The organism is Pedococcus bigeumensis (genome assembly GCF_006438965.1).
GTDB lineage: Bacteria > Actinomycetota > Actinomycetes > Actinomycetales > Dermatophilaceae > Pedococcus > Pedococcus bigeumensis_A.
Genome location: NZ_RCZM01000003.1, coordinates 581,463 through 601,925, shown reverse-complemented (window position 1 = coordinate 601,925; position 20,463 = coordinate 581,463). Strand labels below are relative to the sequence as shown.

General features: G+C 70.4%; 16 protein-coding genes and 2 tRNA genes. 11 read left to right on the top strand and 7 right to left on the bottom strand.

The window, feature by feature from the left end:
- Nucleotide 1: 1 nt before the first annotated feature.
- Both EAH86_RS11325 and EAH86_RS11320 read left to right on the top strand, forming a co-directional pair.
- Nucleotides 2-2,119 carry an ArnT family glycosyltransferase gene (locus tag EAH86_RS11325; protein ID WP_140740603.1) on the top strand — a complete coding sequence of 706 codons (2,118 nt, stop codon included), beginning with the start codon at nucleotides 2-4 and terminating at the stop codon, nucleotides 2,117-2,119.
- A gap of 11 nt (nucleotides 2,120-2,130) precedes the next feature.
- Nucleotides 2,131-3,489, top strand: coding sequence for a bifunctional glycosyltransferase family 2/GtrA family protein (locus EAH86_RS11320; RefSeq protein ID WP_140740600.1), 1,359 nt, complete (start codon nucleotides 2,131-2,133; stop codon nucleotides 3,487-3,489).
- Here the strand turns inward: EAH86_RS11320 and EAH86_RS11315 are convergent.
- Complete coding sequence (locus EAH86_RS11315; RefSeq protein WP_161988636.1) at nucleotides 3,384-3,980, bottom strand: hypothetical protein; 597 nt, start codon at nucleotides 3,978-3,980, stop codon at nucleotides 3,384-3,386. The genes EAH86_RS11320 and EAH86_RS11315 overlap by 106 nt on opposite strands.
- Before the next feature lie 221 nt (nucleotides 3,981-4,201).
- Here EAH86_RS11315 and EAH86_RS11310 point away from each other — a divergent pair.
- Nucleotides 4,202-4,294, top strand: a tRNA-Ser gene (locus EAH86_RS11310).
- Nucleotides 4,295-4,362: 68 nt separating this feature from the next.
- Here EAH86_RS11310 and EAH86_RS11305 read toward each other — a convergent pair.
- Entirely contained in the window at nucleotides 4,363-5,958 is a 1,596-nt protein-coding gene (locus EAH86_RS11305) for an LCP family protein (RefSeq protein ID WP_140740594.1), read from the bottom strand.
- A 193-nt stretch (nucleotides 5,959-6,151) separates the two neighbouring features.
- Here EAH86_RS11305 and EAH86_RS11300 point away from each other — a divergent pair, with 193 nt between their 5' ends.
- Nucleotides 6,152-8,068 (top strand): penicillin-binding transpeptidase domain-containing protein, encoded by a 1,917-nt coding sequence (locus tag EAH86_RS11300; protein ID WP_161988635.1) that lies wholly within the window; start codon nucleotides 6,152-6,154, stop codon nucleotides 8,066-8,068.
- Nucleotides 8,069-8,152: 84 nt separating this feature from the next.
- Here the strand turns inward: EAH86_RS11300 and EAH86_RS11295 are convergent, their stop codons facing one another.
- On the bottom strand, nucleotides 8,153-8,356 hold the full coding sequence (locus tag EAH86_RS11295) for a cold-shock protein (RefSeq protein WP_056915917.1): 204 nt from the start codon (nucleotides 8,354-8,356) through the stop codon (nucleotides 8,153-8,155).
- 271 nt (nucleotides 8,357-8,627) lie between these two features.
- Nucleotides 8,628-9,545 carry a dihydropteroate synthase gene (gene folP, locus EAH86_RS11290; RefSeq protein ID WP_241668321.1) on the bottom strand — a complete coding sequence of 306 codons (918 nt, stop codon included), beginning with the start codon at nucleotides 9,543-9,545 and terminating at the stop codon, nucleotides 8,628-8,630.
- A 126-nt stretch (nucleotides 9,546-9,671) separates the two neighbouring features.
- Here folP and EAH86_RS11285 point away from each other — a divergent pair, with 126 nt between their 5' ends.
- Complete coding sequence (locus tag EAH86_RS11285; protein WP_140740588.1) at nucleotides 9,672-10,457, top strand: ribbon-helix-helix protein, CopG family; 786 nt, start codon at nucleotides 9,672-9,674, stop codon at nucleotides 10,455-10,457.
- Here EAH86_RS11285 and EAH86_RS11280 read toward each other — a convergent pair.
- The 3 genes from EAH86_RS11280 to EAH86_RS11270 form a co-directional block, all read right to left on the bottom strand.
- A complete protein-coding gene (locus tag EAH86_RS11280; protein WP_140740585.1) occupies nucleotides 10,454-11,842 on the bottom strand; it encodes an NAD(P)/FAD-dependent oxidoreductase in 1,389 nt (462 codons plus the stop codon). The two genes, EAH86_RS11285 and EAH86_RS11280, sit on opposite strands and share 4 nt — an antisense overlap.
- A 5-nt stretch (nucleotides 11,843-11,847) precedes the next feature.
- The gene (locus EAH86_RS11275; protein WP_140740582.1) at nucleotides 11,848-13,248 is read right to left on the bottom strand and encodes an aspartate aminotransferase family protein; all 1,401 of its coding nucleotides are present in this window, start codon (nucleotides 13,246-13,248) and stop codon (nucleotides 11,848-11,850) included.
- A gap of 78 nt (nucleotides 13,249-13,326) precedes the next feature.
- Entirely contained in the window at nucleotides 13,327-14,817 is a 1,491-nt protein-coding gene (locus EAH86_RS11270) for a CoA-acylating methylmalonate-semialdehyde dehydrogenase (protein ID WP_140740579.1), read from the bottom strand.
- A 61-nt stretch (nucleotides 14,818-14,878) separates the two neighbouring features.
- Between EAH86_RS11270 and EAH86_RS11265 the strand changes: the two genes are divergently transcribed.
- The 6 genes from EAH86_RS11265 (at nucleotide 14,879) to EAH86_RS11235 (ending at nucleotide 20,354) form a co-directional block, all read left to right on the top strand.
- Entirely contained in the window at nucleotides 14,879-16,243 is a 1,365-nt protein-coding gene (locus EAH86_RS11265) for a PLP-dependent aminotransferase family protein (protein ID WP_140740576.1), read from the top strand.
- A 342-nt stretch (nucleotides 16,244-16,585) separates the two neighbouring features.
- Nucleotides 16,586-16,673: transfer RNA gene (locus EAH86_RS11260), tRNA-Ser, on the top strand.
- 66 nt (nucleotides 16,674-16,739) lie between these two features.
- Nucleotides 16,740-17,072, top strand: a complete 333-nt coding sequence (locus tag EAH86_RS11255; protein ID WP_140740574.1) for a YtxH domain-containing protein — start codon at nucleotides 16,740-16,742, stop codon at nucleotides 17,070-17,072.
- 533 nt (nucleotides 17,073-17,605) lie between these two features.
- A complete protein-coding gene (locus EAH86_RS20545; protein ID WP_161988634.1) occupies nucleotides 17,606-19,210 on the top strand; it encodes a S8/S53 family peptidase in 1,605 nt (534 codons plus the stop codon).
- A complete protein-coding gene (locus EAH86_RS11240) occupies nucleotides 19,210-19,803 on the top strand; it encodes an RNA polymerase sigma factor (RefSeq protein WP_140740571.1) in 594 nt (197 codons plus the stop codon). The genes EAH86_RS20545 and EAH86_RS11240 overlap by 1 nt, the downstream gene beginning before the upstream one ends.
- Nucleotides 19,800-20,354 (top strand): hypothetical protein, encoded by a 555-nt coding sequence (locus EAH86_RS11235; RefSeq protein WP_140740568.1) that lies wholly within the window; start codon nucleotides 19,800-19,802, stop codon nucleotides 20,352-20,354. The genes EAH86_RS11240 and EAH86_RS11235 overlap by 4 nt, the downstream gene beginning before the upstream one ends.
- The last annotated feature ends 109 nt before the right edge of the window (nucleotides 20,355-20,463 follow it).

The following is a 20,463-nucleotide window of genomic DNA, read 5'->3' as shown; positions in this document are numbered from 1 at the left end:
CATGGACACGATGACCCTCCACCCCGACACGCTCGAAGCGACCGGCGCGGCAGGCACCACCCGCGTGCCGCCCACCACCATCCCAGTGCAGGCGGGCTCGGCTGCGCCGACGACGCCGAGCCGGTTCCAGCGCCTGTGGCTTGGTCCGGAGGGCGACCCGACGTGGGCTCGTCCGGCACTGCTCGGGCTGCTCCTCGCGACGGCCCTCTTCTACTTCTACAACCTCACCTCGAGCGGCTACGCGAACTCGTTCTACTCCGCCGCGGTGCAGGCCGGCAGCGACAGCTGGAAGGCGTTCTTCTTCGGCTCCTCAGACGCCGGCAACTCGATCACCGTCGACAAGCCGCCGGCGTCGCTGTGGGCGATGGCCCTGTCGGTGCGGGTGTTCGGGCTGAGCTCGTTCAGCATCCTGATGCCCGAGGTGCTGATGGGGGTCGCCACCGTCGGCGTGGTCTACGCGACGGTCAAGCGCCACTTCGGCGCGGCGGCCGGGCTGATCGGCGGGGCCGTGATGGCGCTGACCCCGGTGGCGGTCCTGATGTTCCGCTTCAACAACCCCGACGCGCTGCTCGTCCTGCTCATGGCCCTCGGCGCCTGGGCGACGATGAAGTCGATCGAGCAGGGTTCGGCCAGGTGGTTCGCCATCGTCGGAGTCCTCATCGGGCTGGGCTTCCTCACCAAGGCGCTCCAGGTGCTCCTCGTCGTCCCGGCGTTCGGGCTGGCCTACCTGCTCTTCGCCGACACGACGCTGCGCCGACGCATCACCGGCGCGCTCATCGGGACGGCCGCCATGGTGCTCTCCGCCGGCTGGTGGGTCGCCATCGTCGAGCTCGTCCCCGCCAGCATGCGGCCCTACATCGGCGGCTCGCAGGACAACTCGTTCCTCTCGGTCACCTTCGGCTACAACGGACTCGGCCGCATCAGCGGCAACGAGACCGGCTCCGTGGGCGGTGGAAACGGCTGGGGCAGCACTGGTCTCGGCCGGATGTTCAGCTCCTCGATCGGCGGGCAGATCTCATGGCTGATCCCCTCGGCCCTCATCCTGCTCGCCGTCGGACTGTTCCTCCGCGGCCGTGCGCCACGTACGGACGCCCGCCGCGCGGCATACGTCGTCTGGGGCGGTTGGCTGCTCGTCACGATGGTGACGTTCTCGCTGATGGCCGGCATCTTCCACGAGTACTACACCGTGGCCCTCGCGCCAGCCATCGCAGCGCTGGTCGGCATGGGTGCGGCAGAGGCGTGGGAGCACCGCGCCAAGGCGATCGGCTCGGTCACCCTCTCGGCCGCCACGGCCGCCGCGGCGACCTGGTCGTTCATCCTCCTGTCGCGCACCGACTGGCAGAACTGGCTGCGCATCGGTGTCCTGGTACTCGGGCTCGCGAGCGCCCTCCTGCTCCTCGCGATCACCCAGCTGCACCGGCGCTTCGTGCCACTGGTGATCGCCGGAGCCCTCGTGTCGGCGCTGGCCGGCCCCGCGGCCTACAGCGTCCAGACCGTCGGCACGGCCCACACCGGGTCGATCGTCACGGCGGGACCGGCTACGGCGGGCAGTGGGTTCGGAGGGGGTGGTATTCCGGGTGGCGGCCGCGGCACGATGGGCGCACCTCCCCAGCAGGGCACCGGTGGCACGGCGGGCACCCAGGGCGTCCAGGGCACCCAGGGCACCCGCACCGGCGGCGGAATGGGCGGTCTGCTCAACGCCTCCACACCCAACACCGAGGTGGTCTCGGCGCTGTCGGCCAACGCGGACTCCTACCGCTGGGTCGCGGCGGCAATCGGCTCGCAGAACGCGGCCGGACTGCAGCTCGGTTCCGGGCTGCCCGTCATGGCCATCGGTGGCTTCAACGGCAGCGACCCCAGCCCCACGCTGGCGCAGTTCCAGCAGTACGTCGCCGACGGTGACATCCACTACTTCTTCTCCAGTGGGACCGGTGGAGGGGGTGGCGGCATGGGTGGCGGGCCCGGTGGTGGAGCGGGCGGGACCGGCACGCAGATCTCCGCATGGGTGGCTGCCAACTTCACCCAGGTCACCATCGGCGGTTCGACGTTCTACGACCTCACCCAGCCGGTGACGTCGACGGGCGCGACAGCCGCCGGCACCACGACCCAGACCACCTGAGGAGCGGCGCGATGACCACCCCTGTCCTGGACGTCGTGATCCCCGTCCACAACGAGCAGCACACGGTCGCAGCCAGCGTCCGGCGGCTGCACCAGCACCTGGTCCAGACCTTTCCCTACCCGTTCCGGATCACCGTGGCGGACAACGCCAGCACCGATGCGACGGTTGCCGTCGCATCGGTGCTGGTGGCCCAGCTGGACGGCGTGGCGCTGGTGCGGCTGGCGCAGAAGGGCCGGGGCCGGGCGCTCAAGCAGGTGTGGCTGGCCTCGGACGCACCGATCCTGGCGTACATGGACGTCGACCTGTCCACCGACCTGGACGCCGTGTGGCCGTTGGTGGCGCCGCTGATGTCCGGCCACTCGGACGTCGCCATCGGTTCGCGCCTCGCCCACGGCGCCCGGGTGGTCCGGGGGACCAAGCGCGAGGCCATCTCGCGCTGCTACAACCTGGTCCTGCGTGCGACCCTCGGGGCCACGTTCACCGACGCGCAGTGCGGGTTCAAGGCGATCCGGTCCGACGTGGCCGCCGAGCTGCTGCCGCTCGTGGAGGATCCCACGTGGTTCTTCGACACCGAGCTGCTCGTGCTGGCGCAGCGTTGCGGCCTGCGGATCCACGAGGTGCCGGTCGACTGGTTCGACGACCCGGACTCGCGGGTCGACGTGGTCGCCACCGCGCTTGACGACCTGCGCGGCGTCGTCCGGGTCCGACGCTCGCTGGCGTCGGGCCGACTCCCCGTGGCCGACATCGCCGCCCGAATCGGGCGGCACGCCCCAGGCAGCAGTCGCGGTCAGCGTGGCGGGGACGGGTGGCAACAGCTGACCCGGTTCGCCGCGGTCGGGGTCGCCTCCACGGTGCTGCACCTCGGGCTGTTCGCTGCCCTGGCGCCGGCCCTGGGTTCGACCCAGGCCGCCAACCTGGTGGCCCTGCTGTTCGCGACCGTCGTGAACACCGCGACGAACCGTCGCTGGACGTTCGGAGTCCACGGCCCCGGGGCGGTCCGCCACCAGCTTCAGGGGCTGTCGATCTTCGCGCTCACCTGGCTGGTCACCGCCGGCGCGCTGGCCCTGCTGCACGCGTTCGTCAGCAACCCCGGCACAGCCCTCGCGACCCTGGTCGTCGCGAGCGCGACGGCCGCGTCGACCGGGTTGCGCTTCGTCGCGATGCGCAGCTGGATGTTCCGGCGCGAGCCCCAGGACCGCGAGTTCCGGAGCGGTGAGCCCCGCGTTCCCGATGGTCGGGACCGCGAGCCGCAGACCTCCGCCCGTCAGTGCTCCGTGACGATGAACGTGCCGGTGTCGTCCTCGAACACGACGACACCGGTCCAGTCCCAGCCATCCACCGAGCCGTGGCAGACCGTGACCAGCCCCTGACCGGCCGGTGAGCGCAGCGGGCACTCGAGGTGGTCGACCGACCCGCCGTCGTCCTCGATGGCCGACGTCAGCGCGTCCTGGAGGGCGATGTCGGCCACGCCCTTGTCGACCACCGTCACCTTGCCGGACAGCACCCACCCACCGGACCCGCCGGACCCGAAGAAGATGAACGCGGCCATGGCCAGGACGCTGAGCAGGGCAATCCCGCTCAGCACGATGGCCGTGATCGTCAGGCCGTTGCCGCCCTTGGGCGCGGGCGCGAACGGCTGCTGCTGCGCCCACATGGGCCCCGACCCGCCATACGTGGCCTGGGTGACGGGTGGCCCGAACTGGCCCTGTCCGGGCTGCGCGACCGGCCCCTGGGCGGGTGAGCTGAACTGGCCCTGTGCGGGCTGGGCGAACGGGTCCTGCGGGGGCTGCGGCTGGTGCTGCGGCTGCGGCTGCGGCTGGTGCTGCGGCTGCGGTCCGGGCGGGGCGAACGGGTTGGACATCGACACTCCTTGGCTGTGGTCGCCCACAGAATTGCGCACCTACCGGGCTCAGGCGTGGAAATCTGTGAATGCCACCCGAACGGACGCCCGCGGCATACTCCCCCAGTGAGCCCTCGCCGCAGATCGGGGTATGCCGCGTTGGCAGGTGAGGGCGGCCATTTTGCTCCGGTCCACGGGGTGCAGATACCCTGTGCGGGCTTGGTTGCCAGTCGATCAGGCGAGGAGGCGTCGCCTAGCCCGGTTTATGGCGCCGCACTGCTAATGCGGTTTGGGTTTAACACCCATCGAGGGTTCAAATCCCTCCGCCTCCGCCAACGATGAAGGACCCGACACGCACGTGTCGGGTCCTTCATCTGGTGTAGGCGAACGCCGCCCGTGCCGGTCAGGTGCAGATGTCCTGCGCTGCCGTCCGCGCCTTGACGCTCGCGCTGGAGCTGGGATCCGGGGTCGCGGTGACGGACGGCTTGGGCAGCGGAGTCGTGCCGAGCCGGTTCGGGATCTCGACGGCTCGTGGGGAACCGACTCCCATGCTCAGCTCGATCGTCGAACCCAGGAGCTTGTCCTCGCGGATCTGCGCGTCCGGGTAGACCGCGGCCACGGTGCGGGCGGCCTCCTTCATGTCCGGTCCGTAGCGGACGACGACACCGTCGGTCGGTGCGCCCGTGCCCGTGACGAACGACGTGATCGTGAAGCCCTGGACCCGGAGCTCGGCCGCTGCCTGCTTGGCCAGCCCAGCCACTCCCGAGTTGTTGGTGACGCGCACCTGGATGTCACCGGGGCTCACGGTCAGGGCGGGCTCGGTGGTCGCGGGCGCGGTCGCCGTGGTCGTGCTCGAGGGGACCTTCGTGCCCGGGAGCGGCTCGTCCTTGCGGATCGCCTTCCAGATCGGCCCGGCACCCGCGGTCCACTGCACCCGGTTCGGGTCCGGCGGGTAGGTGGTGGTCGGGAGCTTCACGAACCGGATCTGGTTGGTGCCGATCTTCGAGACGCTGCTGGCGATGTCCTTCATCTCGCCGACGTCGAGTCCCTTGTCCGTGGTCATCGCCGAGGTGGTGGCGTTGAGGAAGCGGAACAGCTTGTCGGGCCGGAGCAGCAGCGAGGACTTGGTGGCTTCCTGGATCACCGACGACAGGAACGCCTGCTGGCGGTCGATCCGGCCCAGGTCCGAGCCGTCGCCGATGTTGTGCCGCAGCCGGACGTAGGCCAGCGCGTTCTTGCCGTTGACCCTGGTCTTGCCGGCCGGGAGGTCGAGGTGGCTCTGCCGGTCCTGGACGGGTTCGGGGAGGCAGACGGTGACCCCACCGAGGGCGTTGACCATGTCCTGGAACCCGCGGAAGTCGATCACGACGAAGTGGTCGATGAAGATGCCGGTCAGGCCCTCGAACGTGCGGATGGTGCACGCCGGCCCGCCCAGCGTGAAGTTCTGGTTCCACTGCCGGATGACGCCGTTGTCGACCTTGTCGTTCTTGTTCTTGCAGTCCCGCGGCGCCATCGTCATCGAGTCACGCGGGATCGACACGACGATCGCCGACTGCCTGTCCGCGGACAGGTGCACGATCAGGTTGGTGTCCGAGCGGCTGCCCGCCATGCCGTACTCGGTCTGCCCCTTGCCGAGGTTGGTCCCCTCCCGGCTGTCCGAACCCATCACGAAGATGTTGACCGGGGCCAGGTTGGTCTTGGCGTCGGTCGTGGCTTCCTGCTGCGGCCGGTCGCCCAGGGCGCTGCTGATGTCCAGCCGCTGGATGTTGCCGTTGAGCTTCACGTAGGCCGCGACACCGAGGACGAGGGCCACCACGAGCAGCCCCGACACGCCGAACGCAGCACGGCGCAGCCAGGGGTGGCGGTGGGTCTTTCCGGTGTGGCGCTCGGACCGGCGACGGTGGGACGACCTGCTGCTCTGTGTGCCGTCCCCCGTGGCACCCGTGCTCTGGCCAGTGACGTCGTCGCCGGGCGCAGAGCCATTGGTGGGCTCGCTCACGTATACCTCTCTGATTCCGAAAAGCCACGCCTGCAGGTGGCTCGGGCGACGAATCGCCTCCGTGAGTGTAAGGGCGCATCCTGAGTGCTGGCCCAGGTGCGCCTCCAGTCTCAAGACGCCGCAGCGGGCCCCCAGGTTGCCCTCCGGTGACAAATGGGACGAACCCTGTCACGAGTGATGTTGGATGGGGCCCATGAGGAAACGCACAGTCGTGGGGGGAATCACCGTCGCCGTCCTGGTTGCCGGAGCAGCCGGCGCGGGGTTGTGGTGGCGGCACACCGAGCAGGAGAAGGAGGCTGATCGAGCGGCCCAGTCCGAGGTCAGCGCCTTCGCGCAGGCGTGGCAGAAGCGCTCCTTCACTGACCCGGCCCTGCGTTTCTCGGGCAGCACCGCTGCAGCGGTCGGCACCTCCTTCACCACGGCGACCAACGGCCTTGGCTCGGGACCGGTCAGCGTCACCGCCACCCCCACCCGCCGCACTGGCGACAGCGCCAAGAGCACGCTGCACGTCACCTGGTCGCTGGCCGGCGGCGTGCCGTGGTCGTACGACGTGCCCGTCACCTCCCGTCGCGTCGGCGACAGCTGGGCGATCGCGCTGTCCACGAGCACCTCGCCGTGGCACCCGAAGCTCGGAACCGCCGACAAGCTCGTCGCCACCCGCACGTGGGGCGATCGCGGCACCCTCCTCGACCGGGACGGCAAGGCGCTCACCCCGATCGGCAAGGTCTACCCGGTGCAGATCGACCCGGCGCGGGCCACGGCCGCCACCGTGCGCGAGCTGGAGAAGGTCGTCGACGAGCCTGCGGGGTCGCTCGTCGCCAAGCTCGCGGCAGCTACGAAGGCCGGCAGCAAGGCGCCGATCGCGGTCATCACCTACCGACAGGCCGACTTCGACCAGCGCAAGACCGCCCTCGATGCGCTCAAGGGAGTCATCTACCCGGCGCGTGAACAGCCGTTGGCCAAGTCGCGCACGTTCGCCCAGCCGCTGCTCGGGTCGTTCGGCGCCGTGAGCGCCGAGCTCATCGCCAAGAGCAAGGGCAGGTATGCCGCGGGCGACTACGCCGGGATCAGCGGACTGCAGGGGCAGTACGACGCGGTCCTCGGTGGCACGGCCGGGGTCCAGGTCACCTCGAGCGCGGCCCCGGACACCCCTCTCTTCGCCAAGGACGCGGTCGCCGGCAAGGACGTCTCGACGACCTTGTCCCCGAGCGTCCAGGACGCCGCGGAGAAGGCGCTCAAGGGCACCGGCAGCGTGCCGTCCGCCCTCGTGGCCGTCGACGTCAAGACCGGTGACGTGCTGGCCTCGGCCGACTCGCCGGCACTCGGCTTCGACCGGGCCCTGACCGGCCACTACCCGCCCGGGTCCGCCTTCAAGATCGCGACGACCTACGCCCTGCTCACCGCCGGCAAGGTCACCCCCAGCACGCCGGTCACCTGCCCGAAGAACGTCGTGGTCGACGGTCGCTCCTACAAGAACTTCGAGGGCGAGTCGCTGGGAACGCCGGACTTCACGACCGACTTCGCCCACTCGTGCAACACCGCGTTCGTCCAGCTCTCGACCAAGCTCGCCGACGACGACCTGGCCAAGGCCGCTGACGCACTCGGGATGACCGGGTGGGCCAAGACCCTCGGGCTGCCGAACGCCTTCGACGCCAGTGTCCCCGCCAACAACGGCAAGACCGACAAGGCGTCCGCCTCGATCGGGCAGGGCCGCAACGTCACCTCACCCCTGGCCCTGGCTGTGCTGGCCGCCAACGTCGCGCGCGGGTCGGCCATCGCTCCCGCCATGGTCACCGATCCGGCAGTCGCCGGTGCCGACCGTGCACCGAAGCCGTTGGACGCCAAGGTGGTCGGCCAGCTGAGGACGCTCATGGGCGAGGTGGTCAGCCAGGGCACGGCCACGGTGCTGAAGGGCACTCCGGGTGGCACGGTGCGGGGCAAGACCGGCACGGCGGAGTTCGGCGCGAAGAACCCACCCGAGACGCACGCGTGGTTCGTCGGCTACCAGGGAGACATCGCGTTCGCGGTGCTCGTCGAGAACGGCAAGAGCGGCGGCAGCGTGGCCGCCCCCATCGCCAAGGACTTCCTCACCGCCCTGGCCGGCGGCTGACCCGGCATACCGAGCACGCGACGAGGCCCCCACCGCATGCGGTGAGGGCCTCGTCGGAAGACTGTTGGTTGAGCAGTCCTCGGATCAGATCGGGCGAACGGCGTCAGCCTGGGGACCCTTGGGTCCCTGGGTGACCTCGAACTCCACGCGCTGCGCCTCGTCCAGCGAGCGATAGCCCGAGGAGTCGATCGCCGAATAGTGGACGAACACGTCCGGGCCGCCGCCGTCCTGGGCAATGAAGCCGAAGCCCTTTTCAGCGTTGAACCACTTAACGGTTCCCTGTGCCATGGGGTAACTCTTTCTTTTGTAGCCATTGGGAATTCGCACTTCGCGAAACCCAGGCTGCCGTACACAACCCCACCGACGAGACATGCCCGCCCTCAGATGAGAAAGGCCCGCTCTGTGGTGCTAGGGCGGGCACTTCATCGACCATTTGCGAGGAACTGCTTGATGCAACCGTGAGAAACGCTAGCACGCAGGAAGCGGATCGTGGAGGTCATGGCGGGTCAAATTCCGGTAAGCCGGAACCATCCCTTCACCCGCTCTGCGGGGCCGCCAGTCAGGTGCCGCGGACCGGGCGCAGCGGCATCCGGTCGCCCCTGATGACGGCCACCATGTCGACCACGCGGCGGGTCGCGCGCACGTCATGGGCACGGAACACGGACGCCCCGAGCCAGGCCGCGATCGCCGTCGACGCGAGAGTCCCCTCGAGTCGGTCGTCGGCCTCGAGACCGAGGGACTCCCCCACGAAGTCCTTGCGCGACAGCGCCTGCAGGATCGGGAAGCCGAGCTGCGCGACGTCCGCGGTGTGCCGCAGCACCTCGAGCGAGTGGGCCGTCGTCTTGCCGAAGTCCAGAGTGGGGTCGATGAGGATGCGGTCCGCGGGTATGCCGGCCACCCTCGCCTGCTGCGCACCGTCGGCCAGCGTGCGGAGCACGTCGCGGACGACGTCGAGCGGGTCGGGTCCGTAGGTCACCTTGACCGGGTCGGTGCGCGGCGGCAGGCCGCCGGTGTGCGAACACACCACACCGGCGCCGATGCGGGCGGCAACGTGCACCAGCTCGGCGTCGTGGCCGGCCCAGGTGTCGTTGACGAGGTCGAGGCCGTGGTGACCCGCCTCAGCGGCCACCTCGGAGCGCCAGGTGTCCAGGCTCAGGACGAGGTCGGGGTAGGCCGTCCGGGCGTGCGCCACGAAGGGGATGACCCGGTCGATCTCTTCCTGGGCCTCGACGGTCTCCCCCTGTTGTCCTGCCCGGACCCCACCGATGTCCACGATGTCTGCACCCGCGGTCACGGCGTCGTCGAGGGCCCGCTTGGCGGAGTCCAGGTCGGCGTGCCGGTTGCCCGCGAAGAAGGAGTCGTTGGTGCGGTTGATGATCCCCATCACGGCCGGGCTGGACGCGTCGAACGTCCGGCCCCGCAACCGCAGGGGCGGGGTGCGCGGAAGGTCGAGGGGTTGCGGCTCCGGAAGGCTCACCGCGCCATCCTGTCACCCGGCGTTGGGGCGGCGACGCGGCGTTCCGGATCAGGTGTCCTCCCACGACCGCCCGCACAAGGGTCCGCAAACCCACGCGCCGCAGGGCTCGACCCGCCACCATGAACCATGGCCACCCCCAGCACCGCACCCGTCCGACGCTGGATCGTGCGCGTCACCATCGGCTCGTTCTCCCTCGCGGCTCTGCTCGGCATCGTCGCGCTCCTCAGCGGAGGTGAGTTCGGCGAGACCGAGGGACGGATCCTGCTGACCACGCTGCTCGTCGGCGTCGTCAGCATCGCGGTGCTCTGTTTCCTCACCACCGCCGGACGCCGGTCGCAGCCGGTCGGGGTGATCGGGGGCGTGACCGTCCTGGTCCCCCTCGTCACGGGGTTGTTGCTGATCTGGGTCGACTCGAACAATGGCTTGGACGAGTCGGTGGTCAAGACGTTCGCCATCAGCGGCATCGTCGCGGCCACGCTCGCCCAGACCTGCCTGCTGCTCGCACCGGGTGGACGGGGCAGCTCGCTGGCCCGTCGGATGCTGACCGTCACGATCGGGCTCGCCGCCCTCCTGGCCCTGCTGACCAGCCTGCTGGTGCTCGGCGTGCACCCCGGGGACGACGGCTTCTACCGAGCGGTGGGAGTCGTCGCCATCCTGGACGTGCTCGGAACCGTTGTCGGCGCCGCCCTGCTGAAGTTCGGGCCGGGCGCCACCAGCGACCACGTCCCAGGTGGGCCGACGCTCGTGCTCCCTCCAGATGTGGCCGCCGCCTTGGCCGAGCGGGCGGCCGCGACCGGCCGGTCCCGCGACGAGGTCGCGGCCGAGATCCTGCGCACCCACCTCACCCAGGTGCCCAGCCAGGAGTCGGCCCGACCCCCCGAGTCCGCACGGGACCAGGACGCGCTGCGCTAGGAGTCGAAGCCGAGACCGGCCTTGTCCAAGGCTTGCAGCCAGAGGTTGCGTCGACCAGAGCGTTGGTCGGCACGCGCTAGTGACCAGCGGGTGAGCTGGATCCCGGTGTAGGCCAACGGCTCCGGGGGGAACGGCAGCGGCTTCTCGCGCACCATCTGGAGCCGGGTGCGTTCGGTCTGGCGGCCGTCGAGCAGATCGAGCATGACCTGCGCACCGAACCGGGTGGCGCCGACACCGAGTCCGGTGAACCCGACGGCGTAGGCAACCCGTCCGCGGTGCGCGGTGCCGTAGAAGGCGCAGAACCGGGTGCAGGTGTCGATCGCCCCACCCCACTGGTGACTGAACCGCAGGCCCTCGAGCTGGGGGAAGGTCTCGAAGAAGTGACCGGCCAGCCGGTCGAACGTCGCGGGCCGCTGGTCCAGGCTCGGCCGGAGCCGCCGGCCATAGTGGTAGATCGCGTCGTAGCCGCCCCACAGGATCCGGTTGTCGGCGGACAGTCGGTAGTAGTGGAACTGGTTGGCCAGGTCCCCGACCCCGGCTCGTGAGGTCCAGCCGATCGAGTCCAGCTGGGCGTCGGTCAGCGGTTCGGTCATCAGGGCGTAGTCGTAGACGGGCACGGTATGCAGCCGCGTTCGGCGCACCAGGGACGGGAAGGCGTTGGTACCCAACGCAACTCGGGCCGCCTTGATGACGTCCCCGTCGGAGGTCGTCACGTCGACCCCGGAACCGGCCGTGGACAGCCCGGTCACCCGCGCACCTTCGGCGATGCGCACACCCAGCGACTCGGCCGCCCGCGCGAGCCCCCACGCCAGCCTGGCCGGGTCGACCATCGCCGTCTCGTCCGGTTCGTAGACCCCGGCGAGGTAGGTCGGTGAGTCCAGGTGTGCGCGCACCGCATCCCGGTCCAGGAGCTCGCCAGGCTCCTCCGCCAGCCACTCCACCTGGTGCGGCTCGGTGGCCACGGTGAGCGAGCCGGAGCGCCGGAAGTCGCACTCGATCCCGTACCGCTGGACGGTGGCCTCGATCGCCTCGAGGTTCTCGCGCCCGAGGCGACGCAGCGCCGCATACTCCTGCGGCCACCGCGCCATCCCGTTGGGTTCGCCGTGCGTCAGGCTCGCTGCGCAGAAGCCGCCGTTGCGGCCGGACGCGGCCCAGCCGACGGACCCGGCCTCGAGGACGAGCACGTCACGGGAGGGGTCGGCCTCCTTGGCGAGCAGCGCGGTCCACAGCCCGGAGTAGCCCGCGCCGACCACCACGAGGTCGGCCGAGCGCACGCCCTCCAAGCCCGCTCTGGGCGCGGGCCGGTCCGGCTGGTCCAGCCAGAACACCGCCGGGGCGGCGTCGACGAGCGCGGGGTGAGCGGGGTGAGCCGCCGGATGGCCCACCGGCGTCAGGCGTCGGTGCCGGTGTAGAAGCCGTCCGCGACGGACAGCGCCTCGTCGAGGATCGCCAGGCCTTCGCGGACCTCGTCGGCCGTCGTCGTGCACGGCGGCACGACATGGGTGCGGTTGAAGTGGATGAACGGCCACAGCCCGCGCTGCTTGCACGCCGCGGCGAAGTCGTTCATCGGCTTGGCATCCGCGCCGGCGGCGTTGAACGGCACCAGGGGATCCCGGGTCTGCCGGTCGCGGACGAGCTCGAGTGCCCAGAAGACACCCAGCCCCCGCACCTCCCCGATGCTGGGGTGCCGCTCGGCGAGGTTGCGCAGGCCCGGTCCGATGACGTCCTCGCCGAGGTCGCGGGCATGCTCGACGACGCCCTCCTCCTTGAAGATGTTGATCGAGGCGACGGCCGAGGCGCACGCGAGCGGGTGACCCGAGTAGGTCAGCCCGCCGGGGAAGGGACGCTGGTCGAAGGTCGCGGCGACGCGCTCGGAGATGATGACGCCGCCGAGCGGGACATAGCCGCTGTTGACGCCCTTGGCGAAGGTGATCAGGTCGGGCGCCACGTCCCAGTGGTCGACGGCGAACCACTCACCGCAGCGGGCGAACCCGGACATCACCTCGTCCGCGATCATGACGATGCCGAACTCGTCGCAGATGTCGCGCACACCCTGGAGGTAGCCCGGCGGCGGCACGAGGATGCCGTTGGTGCCGACCACGCTCTCCAGGATGATCGCGGCGATCGTCTGTGGCCCCTCGACCATGATCAGGTCGCGCAGATGCTTCAGCGCGCGCACGCCCTCCTCCTGCTCGGTCTCGGCGTGGAACGCCGAGCGGTAGGGGTAGGGACCCCAGTAGCGCACGATGCCCGGCATACCAGGCTCTGATGCCCAGCGACGCGGATCACCAGTCATGGCAATGGCTCCCGCGGTCGCGCCGTGGTAACTGCGGTAGGCAGCCATCACCTTGTGGCGCCCGGTGTGCAGCCGAGCCATCCGCAGCGCGTTCTCGGTGGCCTCGGCGCCGCCGTTGGTGAAGAACACCTTGGTGAGGTCGCCGGGCGCCAGCTCGGTGATCAGCCGGGCAGCCTCCGAGCGGGCGTCGTTGGCGAACGCCGGGCTGATCGTCGTGAGCCGGCCCGCCTGCTCCTGGATGGCGGCGACCAGCTTGGGGTGCTGGTAACCGATGTTGACGTTGACCAGCTGGCTGGAGAAGTCCAGGTAGCGCTTGCCCGAGTAGTCGGTGAAGTACGAACCGAGCGCGTCCGCGATCGGCAGCGGGTCGATCAGCCCCTGCGCCGACCAGGAGTGGAACACGTGGGCTCGGTCGTCACGGCGCACCTGCTCCTCGGTGTTGGTCGTGAAGGCAGTGGCGGCGGCGGAGGTGGCGGCTGGCAGCGTGTCGGTCATCGGGAGTCCTTGGTATGCCGGGTGTTCCGGACAGTCTGGCGGCTCAGGTGCCGGGGCGCTCGGAGAGCGGTCGGCGCGTCAGCGGGTGCGCGGGAAACCGAGGTCGACCGATGAGGTGGCCGGGTCGGGCCACCGCTGGGTGACGACCTTGCCCCGGGTGTAGAAGTTGACGCCCTCGGGGCCGTACATGTGGGTGTCGCCGAACAGCGAGTCCTTCCAGCCGCCGAACGAGTAGTAGGCGACGGGAACCGGGATGGGCACGTTGATACCGACCATGCCGACCTCGACGTCGTACTGGAACTGGCGGGCCACGCCACCGTCGCGGGTGAAGATGGCGGTGCCGTTGGCGTACTGGTTGGAGTTGATGAGGGCGATGCCCTCCTCGTAGGTGTCGACGCGGACGACCGACAGCACCGGGCCGAAGATCTCGTCGGTGTAGACGGTCATCTCGCGGGTGACGTGGTCGAGCAGGGTGGTGCCGAGGAAGAATCCCTCGCTCGGGTGGTCGCCGGTGCGCCCGTCGACGACCACGGCCGCGCCGGCGGACTCGCCTGCATCGACGTAGCCGGCCACCTTGTCCCGGTGCTCCGCCGTGATGAGCGGCCCCATGTCGGTGTCGGGGTCGGCCCCGTCGCCGACGATGAGCTTGGGCAGTCTGGCGGCAATGGCGTCGACGAGGGGCTGGGCCACGTCACCGACCGCGACAGCGACCGACAACGCCATGCACCGCTCACCAGCCGCGCCGTAGGCCGCCGAGACCACCGCGTCCGCCGCCATGTCGATGTCGGCGTCGGGGAGCACGAGGGCGTGGTTCTTGGCGCCACCGAGAGCCTGGACCCGCTTGCCGTTGGCCGTCCCTCGCTCGTAGATGTACTTGGCGATCGGGGTGGAGCCCACGAAGCTGACCGCGGCGATGTCGGGGTGGTCGAGGATCGCGTCGACGGCCACCTTGTCGCCGTGCACGACGGTGAAGACGCCGTCCGGCAGACCGGCGTCCTTCCACAGCTGGGCCAGGAACAGCGACGCGGAGGGGTCCTTCTCGCTGGGCTTGAGGATGAACGCGTTTCCGCAGGCAACCGCGTTGGCGCACATCCACAGGGGCACCATCACCGGGAAGTTGAACGGCGTGATCCCGGCGACGACGCCGAGCGGCTGCCGGATGTTGTAGACGTCGACCCCGGTCGAGACCTGCTCACTGAAGCCGCCCTTGAGCAGGTTGGGCACGCCGGTGGCGTACTCGACGTTCTCCAGGCCGCGGGCGATCTCGCCGCCGGCGTCGGAGAGCACCTTGCCGTGCTCGGCCGTGACGATCTTGGCCAGCTCTGGCGCACGCTCGTTGAGCAGCTCCCGGAAGGCGAAGAGCACGGCCGCGCGCCGGGACAGCGACGAGTGCCGCCATTCGCGGGCGGCCTCCGCGGCGCTCGCCACCGCGGCGTTCAGCTCCTCGACGGAGGCGAGGTCGACCTCGGCCGTCCGCTGTCCGGTGGCCGGGTTGTGCACGGGGGACGTGCGTCCGGAGGTGCCCTCGCGGAGCCGGCCGTCGATCCAGTGGGAGATGCGTGTCGTCATACCCCACACCATACGATCCACCCACTAGTAACACAATACAAGTATTGCTATGGTACAAAATGTGTCAACGACCCTCTCCGCCCTCGAGCAGCGTCTCGACCAGCCCACGGCCAAAGGTCTGGCGCACGCCGTCTCCGGTGCCATCCGCGACGGCGAGCTGGTCGCGGGTGACCGGCTGCCGCCGATCCGGACCGTGGCGGCACAGCTGGCCCTGTCACCGACGACGGTCAGCGCAGCCTGGGCCCTGCTGGCCCGTTCCGGAGCGGTCAGCACCGATGGCCGACGCGGGACCACGGTGCGGGACCAGCGGGGTCCCGACGGCGGCCGCTACCGACAGGCGCTGCGGCACGAGTCTGGCTTCACCCTCGACCTGTCCACGGGGGTCCCCGACCCCGCCCTGCTCCCCTCGCTCGGGCCCGTCCTGGCGCAGCTCACCTCGGCGCCGACCACGGGGAGCTATCTCGACGACCCGGTGCTGCCCGGCCTCGCCGACGTGCTCCGCCAGGACTGGCCGTATGCCGCGCCGGACCTCGCCGTCGTCGACGGCGCCATGGACGCGATGGACCTCATCGTGCGCACCTCGCTGCGGTTCGGCGACCGCGTGGTGGTCGAGGACCCGGGCTTCCCGCCCCTGGTCGACCTCCTCGAGTCGGTGGGCGTCCAGCTCGTCGGGGTGCCGGTGGACGCCGAGGGGCTCGACCTCCCCGCACTGGAGGCCGCCCTGACCGAGCCGGTGGCCGCCATCTTCCTGCAACCCCGTGCCCAGAACCCCGTCGGCGTGACGATGACGCCGGGCCGCGCACGGGCGATCGCGACACTGCTCCAGGGCTCCGAAACCCTTGTCGTGGAAGACGACTCGGCCGCGGGCCTGTCCTCGGCCACCCTCGCGAGCACAGGTCGGTGGCGACCCGGCCACACGGCCTACATCCGGTCGTTCTCGAAGTCGCACGGACCGGACCTGCGGCTGGCGGCCCTGAGCGCGCCACCAGCGCTGCACCGCGCGATCACAGCCCGTCGGGAGCTCGGCCAGGGATGGTCCAGCCGGCTGCTCCAGCAGGTGCTGCTGGGGCTGCTGAGCAGCGGCGCGGCCCGGGCGGAAGTGGCACGAGCGACCGCGACGTATGCCGCGCGGCGGGCCCAGGTCGTCGCCGCCCTTGCCGCGCGGGGGATCACCGTGCCGGGGACGGAAGGCATCAACATCTGGGTGCCGGTCCACGACGAGACGGCGGCGATGGTGCGGTTGGCCAGCCAGGGGATCGGTGTCGCGCCGGGTGCGCCGTTCCGGCTCGGTCCGCCAACTGGGGCGCCGGAGGGCGGTGGGCACCTCCGGGTGACCGTGGGGGCCGCAGGCGACGACCTCGACGGACTCGCGGACGCCCTGGCCGACGCGGCCCTCGCCGGCGGCCGCCCCGCCCGCGCCCGCTGACCGGCGGTCAGCGCGGCCGTGGTGATGCGGGCTGAACTGCGCCCGGACGGCACGAAGGCCGGGCTGCAGGGTTGCCCGGCCTCCGGCCCGCCGCCCGAAAGCGGACGCTCATTCCCCCAGTCGCAAACGCTAACCGTCCCTGGTACTCATCAGGATCCTTCAATTCGCGTATGAGTGCGGTCGAATTGGTGAGGTCGCGGCGCGAATTTTGCTGCGATTCAACGCATTTAGGACCGTGCGAGGTGGTGCAGGGTCCTGTGCCTCGGCGTGTCGCCGTGCGAAGACAACGGTACTCGCTCTGGGCCGGTCCGCAGCGTCTGGAAGACTTGGCCCGCACCACCGGGCGGGTTCGCATAGTGGCCTAGTGCAGTCGCCTTGAAAGCGACCAGAGGGCAACCTCTCGTGGGTTCAAATCCCACACCCGCCGCCAGCTCGACACCGCTCTGACCAGCAGTTTTGTTAGGGTCGAGGGGAACCCGACCAAAGGATCCGAACCATGGCAAAGCTCACCTTCCTCGCCGGTCTCGCTGCGGGCTACGTGCTCGGGGCCAAGGCCGGCCAGAAGCGGTACCAGCAGATCAAGACCCAGACCGACCGCGTGTGGGGCAGTGCCCCCGTGCAGGCGCGGGTCGACACGGTCAAGCAGGTCGTCAAGGACCAGGCCCCCGTCGTGGCGGCCAAGCTCGGCGACGTCGCGAAGACCGCCGGCGCCAGCGCCAAGGAGCGCTTCACCGGCGAGGAGCTCCCCGAGACCCTGCACCGCGGGACCGATGGGCGGCTGCACGCCGACACCACGGGCTTCGGGCCGGGAGCCGGCAAGCTGCCGTAACCACGGCAGCGGCGACCACGGGTGCACCGCACCCGGGCAGACAGAGAGCGGCACGGCATACGGAGTCTGGTATGCCGTGCCGCTCGTGTGTTGCTGGACTCAACGGCGTCGCCGAGGAGGTCCGGCTGGGCGCGTGCTGGAAACCCCTGACCAGCACCTTCCACAACCTGACCTACCCGGCGACGCGCCCCGAAGGGCGGAACGGCAGCGCGCCCCCACGACCTGCCGTCCAGTCCGCTGGCACCCCTGTGCCCAGCGGTCCTTGGTCGCTCGCACCTGCCGCCTCCTGCGACAGGTCCTGTACGACATGAGGCTTCCTCTCCGTTGTGTCCTCCTCGGTCCCCCGACCAGGTCTGACAACGGAGAAGAGTCGGGTGCAGGGCTCCTGATACATCGCCGGCGAAAAGATTTCGCGGGCAAGTTTTCGGGGCTGTCCGGTATCAGCCGGCGCGTGACGTTCTCCTGTCAGATGACGCATTCCCTCACTACGCTGAACACTGCACCGCGTGGTCGGCACGACCTCAGGAGAACCGATGGCCGCATCAGCCCCCCCGCCGTCCTCTGGGCCCGGACCCGCGCCCTGGGTTGCCATCCCGCGCTCGGCGGCGCAGCGCCTCGACGTGCGCACGCTCGACCCCGCGAAGGCGGTGCGCCTCGACGGCGACGACCCCTTTGCGCCCACCCTGTATGCCGGGAACCGCCTGCTCGTGCGCGGGCTCGCGAACCGTTCTGCCGATGGTCCGATCACGGCGCTGTCGGCGATCGCCGAGCGGCTGGGCTACTACGTCCAGCCCGAGCGGGACGAACGGTTCGAGGCGCTGATCGAGCAGAACGAGCTCGGCGACGTCGTCGACCTGGCGGTCTCGACGACGGTGGAGTTCCGGCCGTTGCCGGACCGTCCCGTCGCGGCCCCGGATGCCTGGCTGATCCTGCAGACACTCCGTGCGGAGGACCGCGAGGCGGCCAAGTCGGTGGGCCTGTGTCACATCGTGACGGCCTCGGGCTACGGGTCTGGTGTCGGGTACGGGTCTGGTGTCGGGTACGGCTCGGGTGTCGGGTACGGGTCTGGCGTCGGGTACGGCTCCGGTGTGGGTTACGGCTCGGGAGTCGGCGACGACGACGTCCAGATGCCGGGCGGCGGGCCCTCGCCGCGCTGCCCCGTGGTGTGGGGAGGTCCCTCACCCGTGGCGCAGGGCGATGCCAAGGGCGAGGTGACCGGCCCTGTTGTCGCGCTGCTCGACACCGGACTGGGTCAGCACCCCTGGTTCACCGAGGGCATCATCACGGACGTCACCGTCGACAGCATCCCCATCGGCCTGCGGTTCCACCCGGCCAACGACCCCGAGCTGACCGGCTGTACCCTGGACCGGGTCAACGGACTGCTCGACCCGCTGGCCGGGCACGGCACCTTCATCGCGGGAGTCGTGCGGCAGCACTGCCCCGAGGCCACCCTGATGATCGTGCCCGTGATGCACGGTGACGGCGTCACCGACGAGGCCTTCCTCGTCAAGACGCTGACCCTCCTCTACGTCCGGCAGCTGCTGGCCCACTCCCAGCGCGGCAAGGGCCCTGCGATCGATGTCCTGTCACTGTCGCTCGGCTACTACCACGAGACGCCGGGGTCCTTCGATGACGAGCCGGCGTTCTACCGCGTCCTTCGGGCGCTCGCGGGCACCGGGGTCGCCGTGGTGGCCGCTGCTGGCAACGGTGGCACCAACCACGAGTTCTACCCCGCAGCCTTCGCGGCCAGCGGCGGTTTCGACCTGCCCCTGACCAGCGTCGGCGCCTACAACCCGGACGGTGCCACGGTTTCGGCATACTCCAACACCGGGCACTGGGTCCGCGCCTACCGCTGCGGGACCGCGGTGGTGAGCACGATGCCAACCACGTTCAACGGCAGCCTCCAGTCCGTCATGCACCACGCTGGGGCGGCGGACCCGGCCCGTGGGTCGTGTGACCCGGACGACTACTCCAGCGGGTTCGCCCTCTGGAGCGGCACCTCGTTCGCCGCGCCGGCGTATGCCGGTGACATCGCGGCCAGCCTCTTCAGCGACGGGTGGTGCGAGGACTCCGATCCGGACGCCCGGGTCGAGGCCCTCACCAAGGCCTTGGCGACGATCGAGGGAGGCGAGGAGTGATGCACGCGGAGGGCGGCACCCGCAGCCTTGCCGAGCTCGCAGCCAGCGCGTTCGCCGACTACCGGGACGGGCGACCGGAGGCGATGTCCGAGCTCGTGGACAGCACCACCGCGCTGCTCTGGCACACCGCGCGGGCCCAGGGGCTCAGCGGCCCGCAGGCCGAGGACGTCGTGCAGAACACCTGGCTGGCCCTGGTCCAGAGCGCGTCGGGGATCACCGACCCCCAGGGGGTGCTCAAGTGGCTCCTCACCACCACCCGCCGGGAGGCGTGGGCGGTGTCCAAGCGGTCGCGGCGCGAGGACGTCCGCGACGACATGGGTGAGGCGATGCCGGATGTCGCCGCGACCAGCGACGAGCCGGCCGAGGCCGTCGTGCGCAGCGCCGAACAGGGCCTGCTGTGGCGCCACTTCAAGGACCTTCCCGTGCGCTGCCAGCAGCTGCTGCGGGTGATCGCCATCGCGGAGCGACCCGACTACGCACAGGTCGCGGACGCCCTGGGTATGCCGGTGGGCAGCATCGGCCCCACCCGCGGGCGCTGCCTGGCCAAGCTCCGAACAGCCCTGCTCGGCGACCCAGGGTGGGCGACGCCATGAGCGGCAGCTGGGAGGACCAGGGCTGGGACGGCCAGGACTGGAAGGGGCAGGCTTGGGACGGGCCGGACTGGGAAGCGGCAGCGGCGGGCGAGATCGACGAGCAGGACCTGCGCGTGCTCGCCACGCTCCGCACCGTCGTGCAGGCGAGTGACCCCGTGCCAAGCGGGCTTGCGGAGCGCGCGAAGTTCGCGATGTCCGTGGCCGCACTCGAGGCCGAGATCGCCGAGATCACCACGACGACGGCAGAGCTGGCCGGTGTCCGCTCGACGCAGTACGACCGCGCCGGCACGATCACGTTCTCCAGCGACCAGCTCAGCGCCATGATCACCATCGAGGTCGTGGACGGCGGCAACGCCCGGCTCAGTGGCTGGGTCTCGACCGGTTCCACCCACGTCGAGCTGCGCGAGCGGTCCCGGACCCAGGAGACGACGACCGACGATGCGGGTCGGTTCACCTTCTCGTCCGTCGAGCGCGGCATGATCCACCTCGTGATGCGACGGCTCGACGACCCGCAGAGCCGTCCGGTCATCACGCCTGCCATCGAGATCTAGGGGACGCCATCGAGGTCGCGGATCACCAGGTCGCGGAGCTGCTGGCCCGGGCCCGGAGCCTCAACGAGATCGGCAGGTTCCGCGATGCCGAACGCGCGCTGCGCCGTGC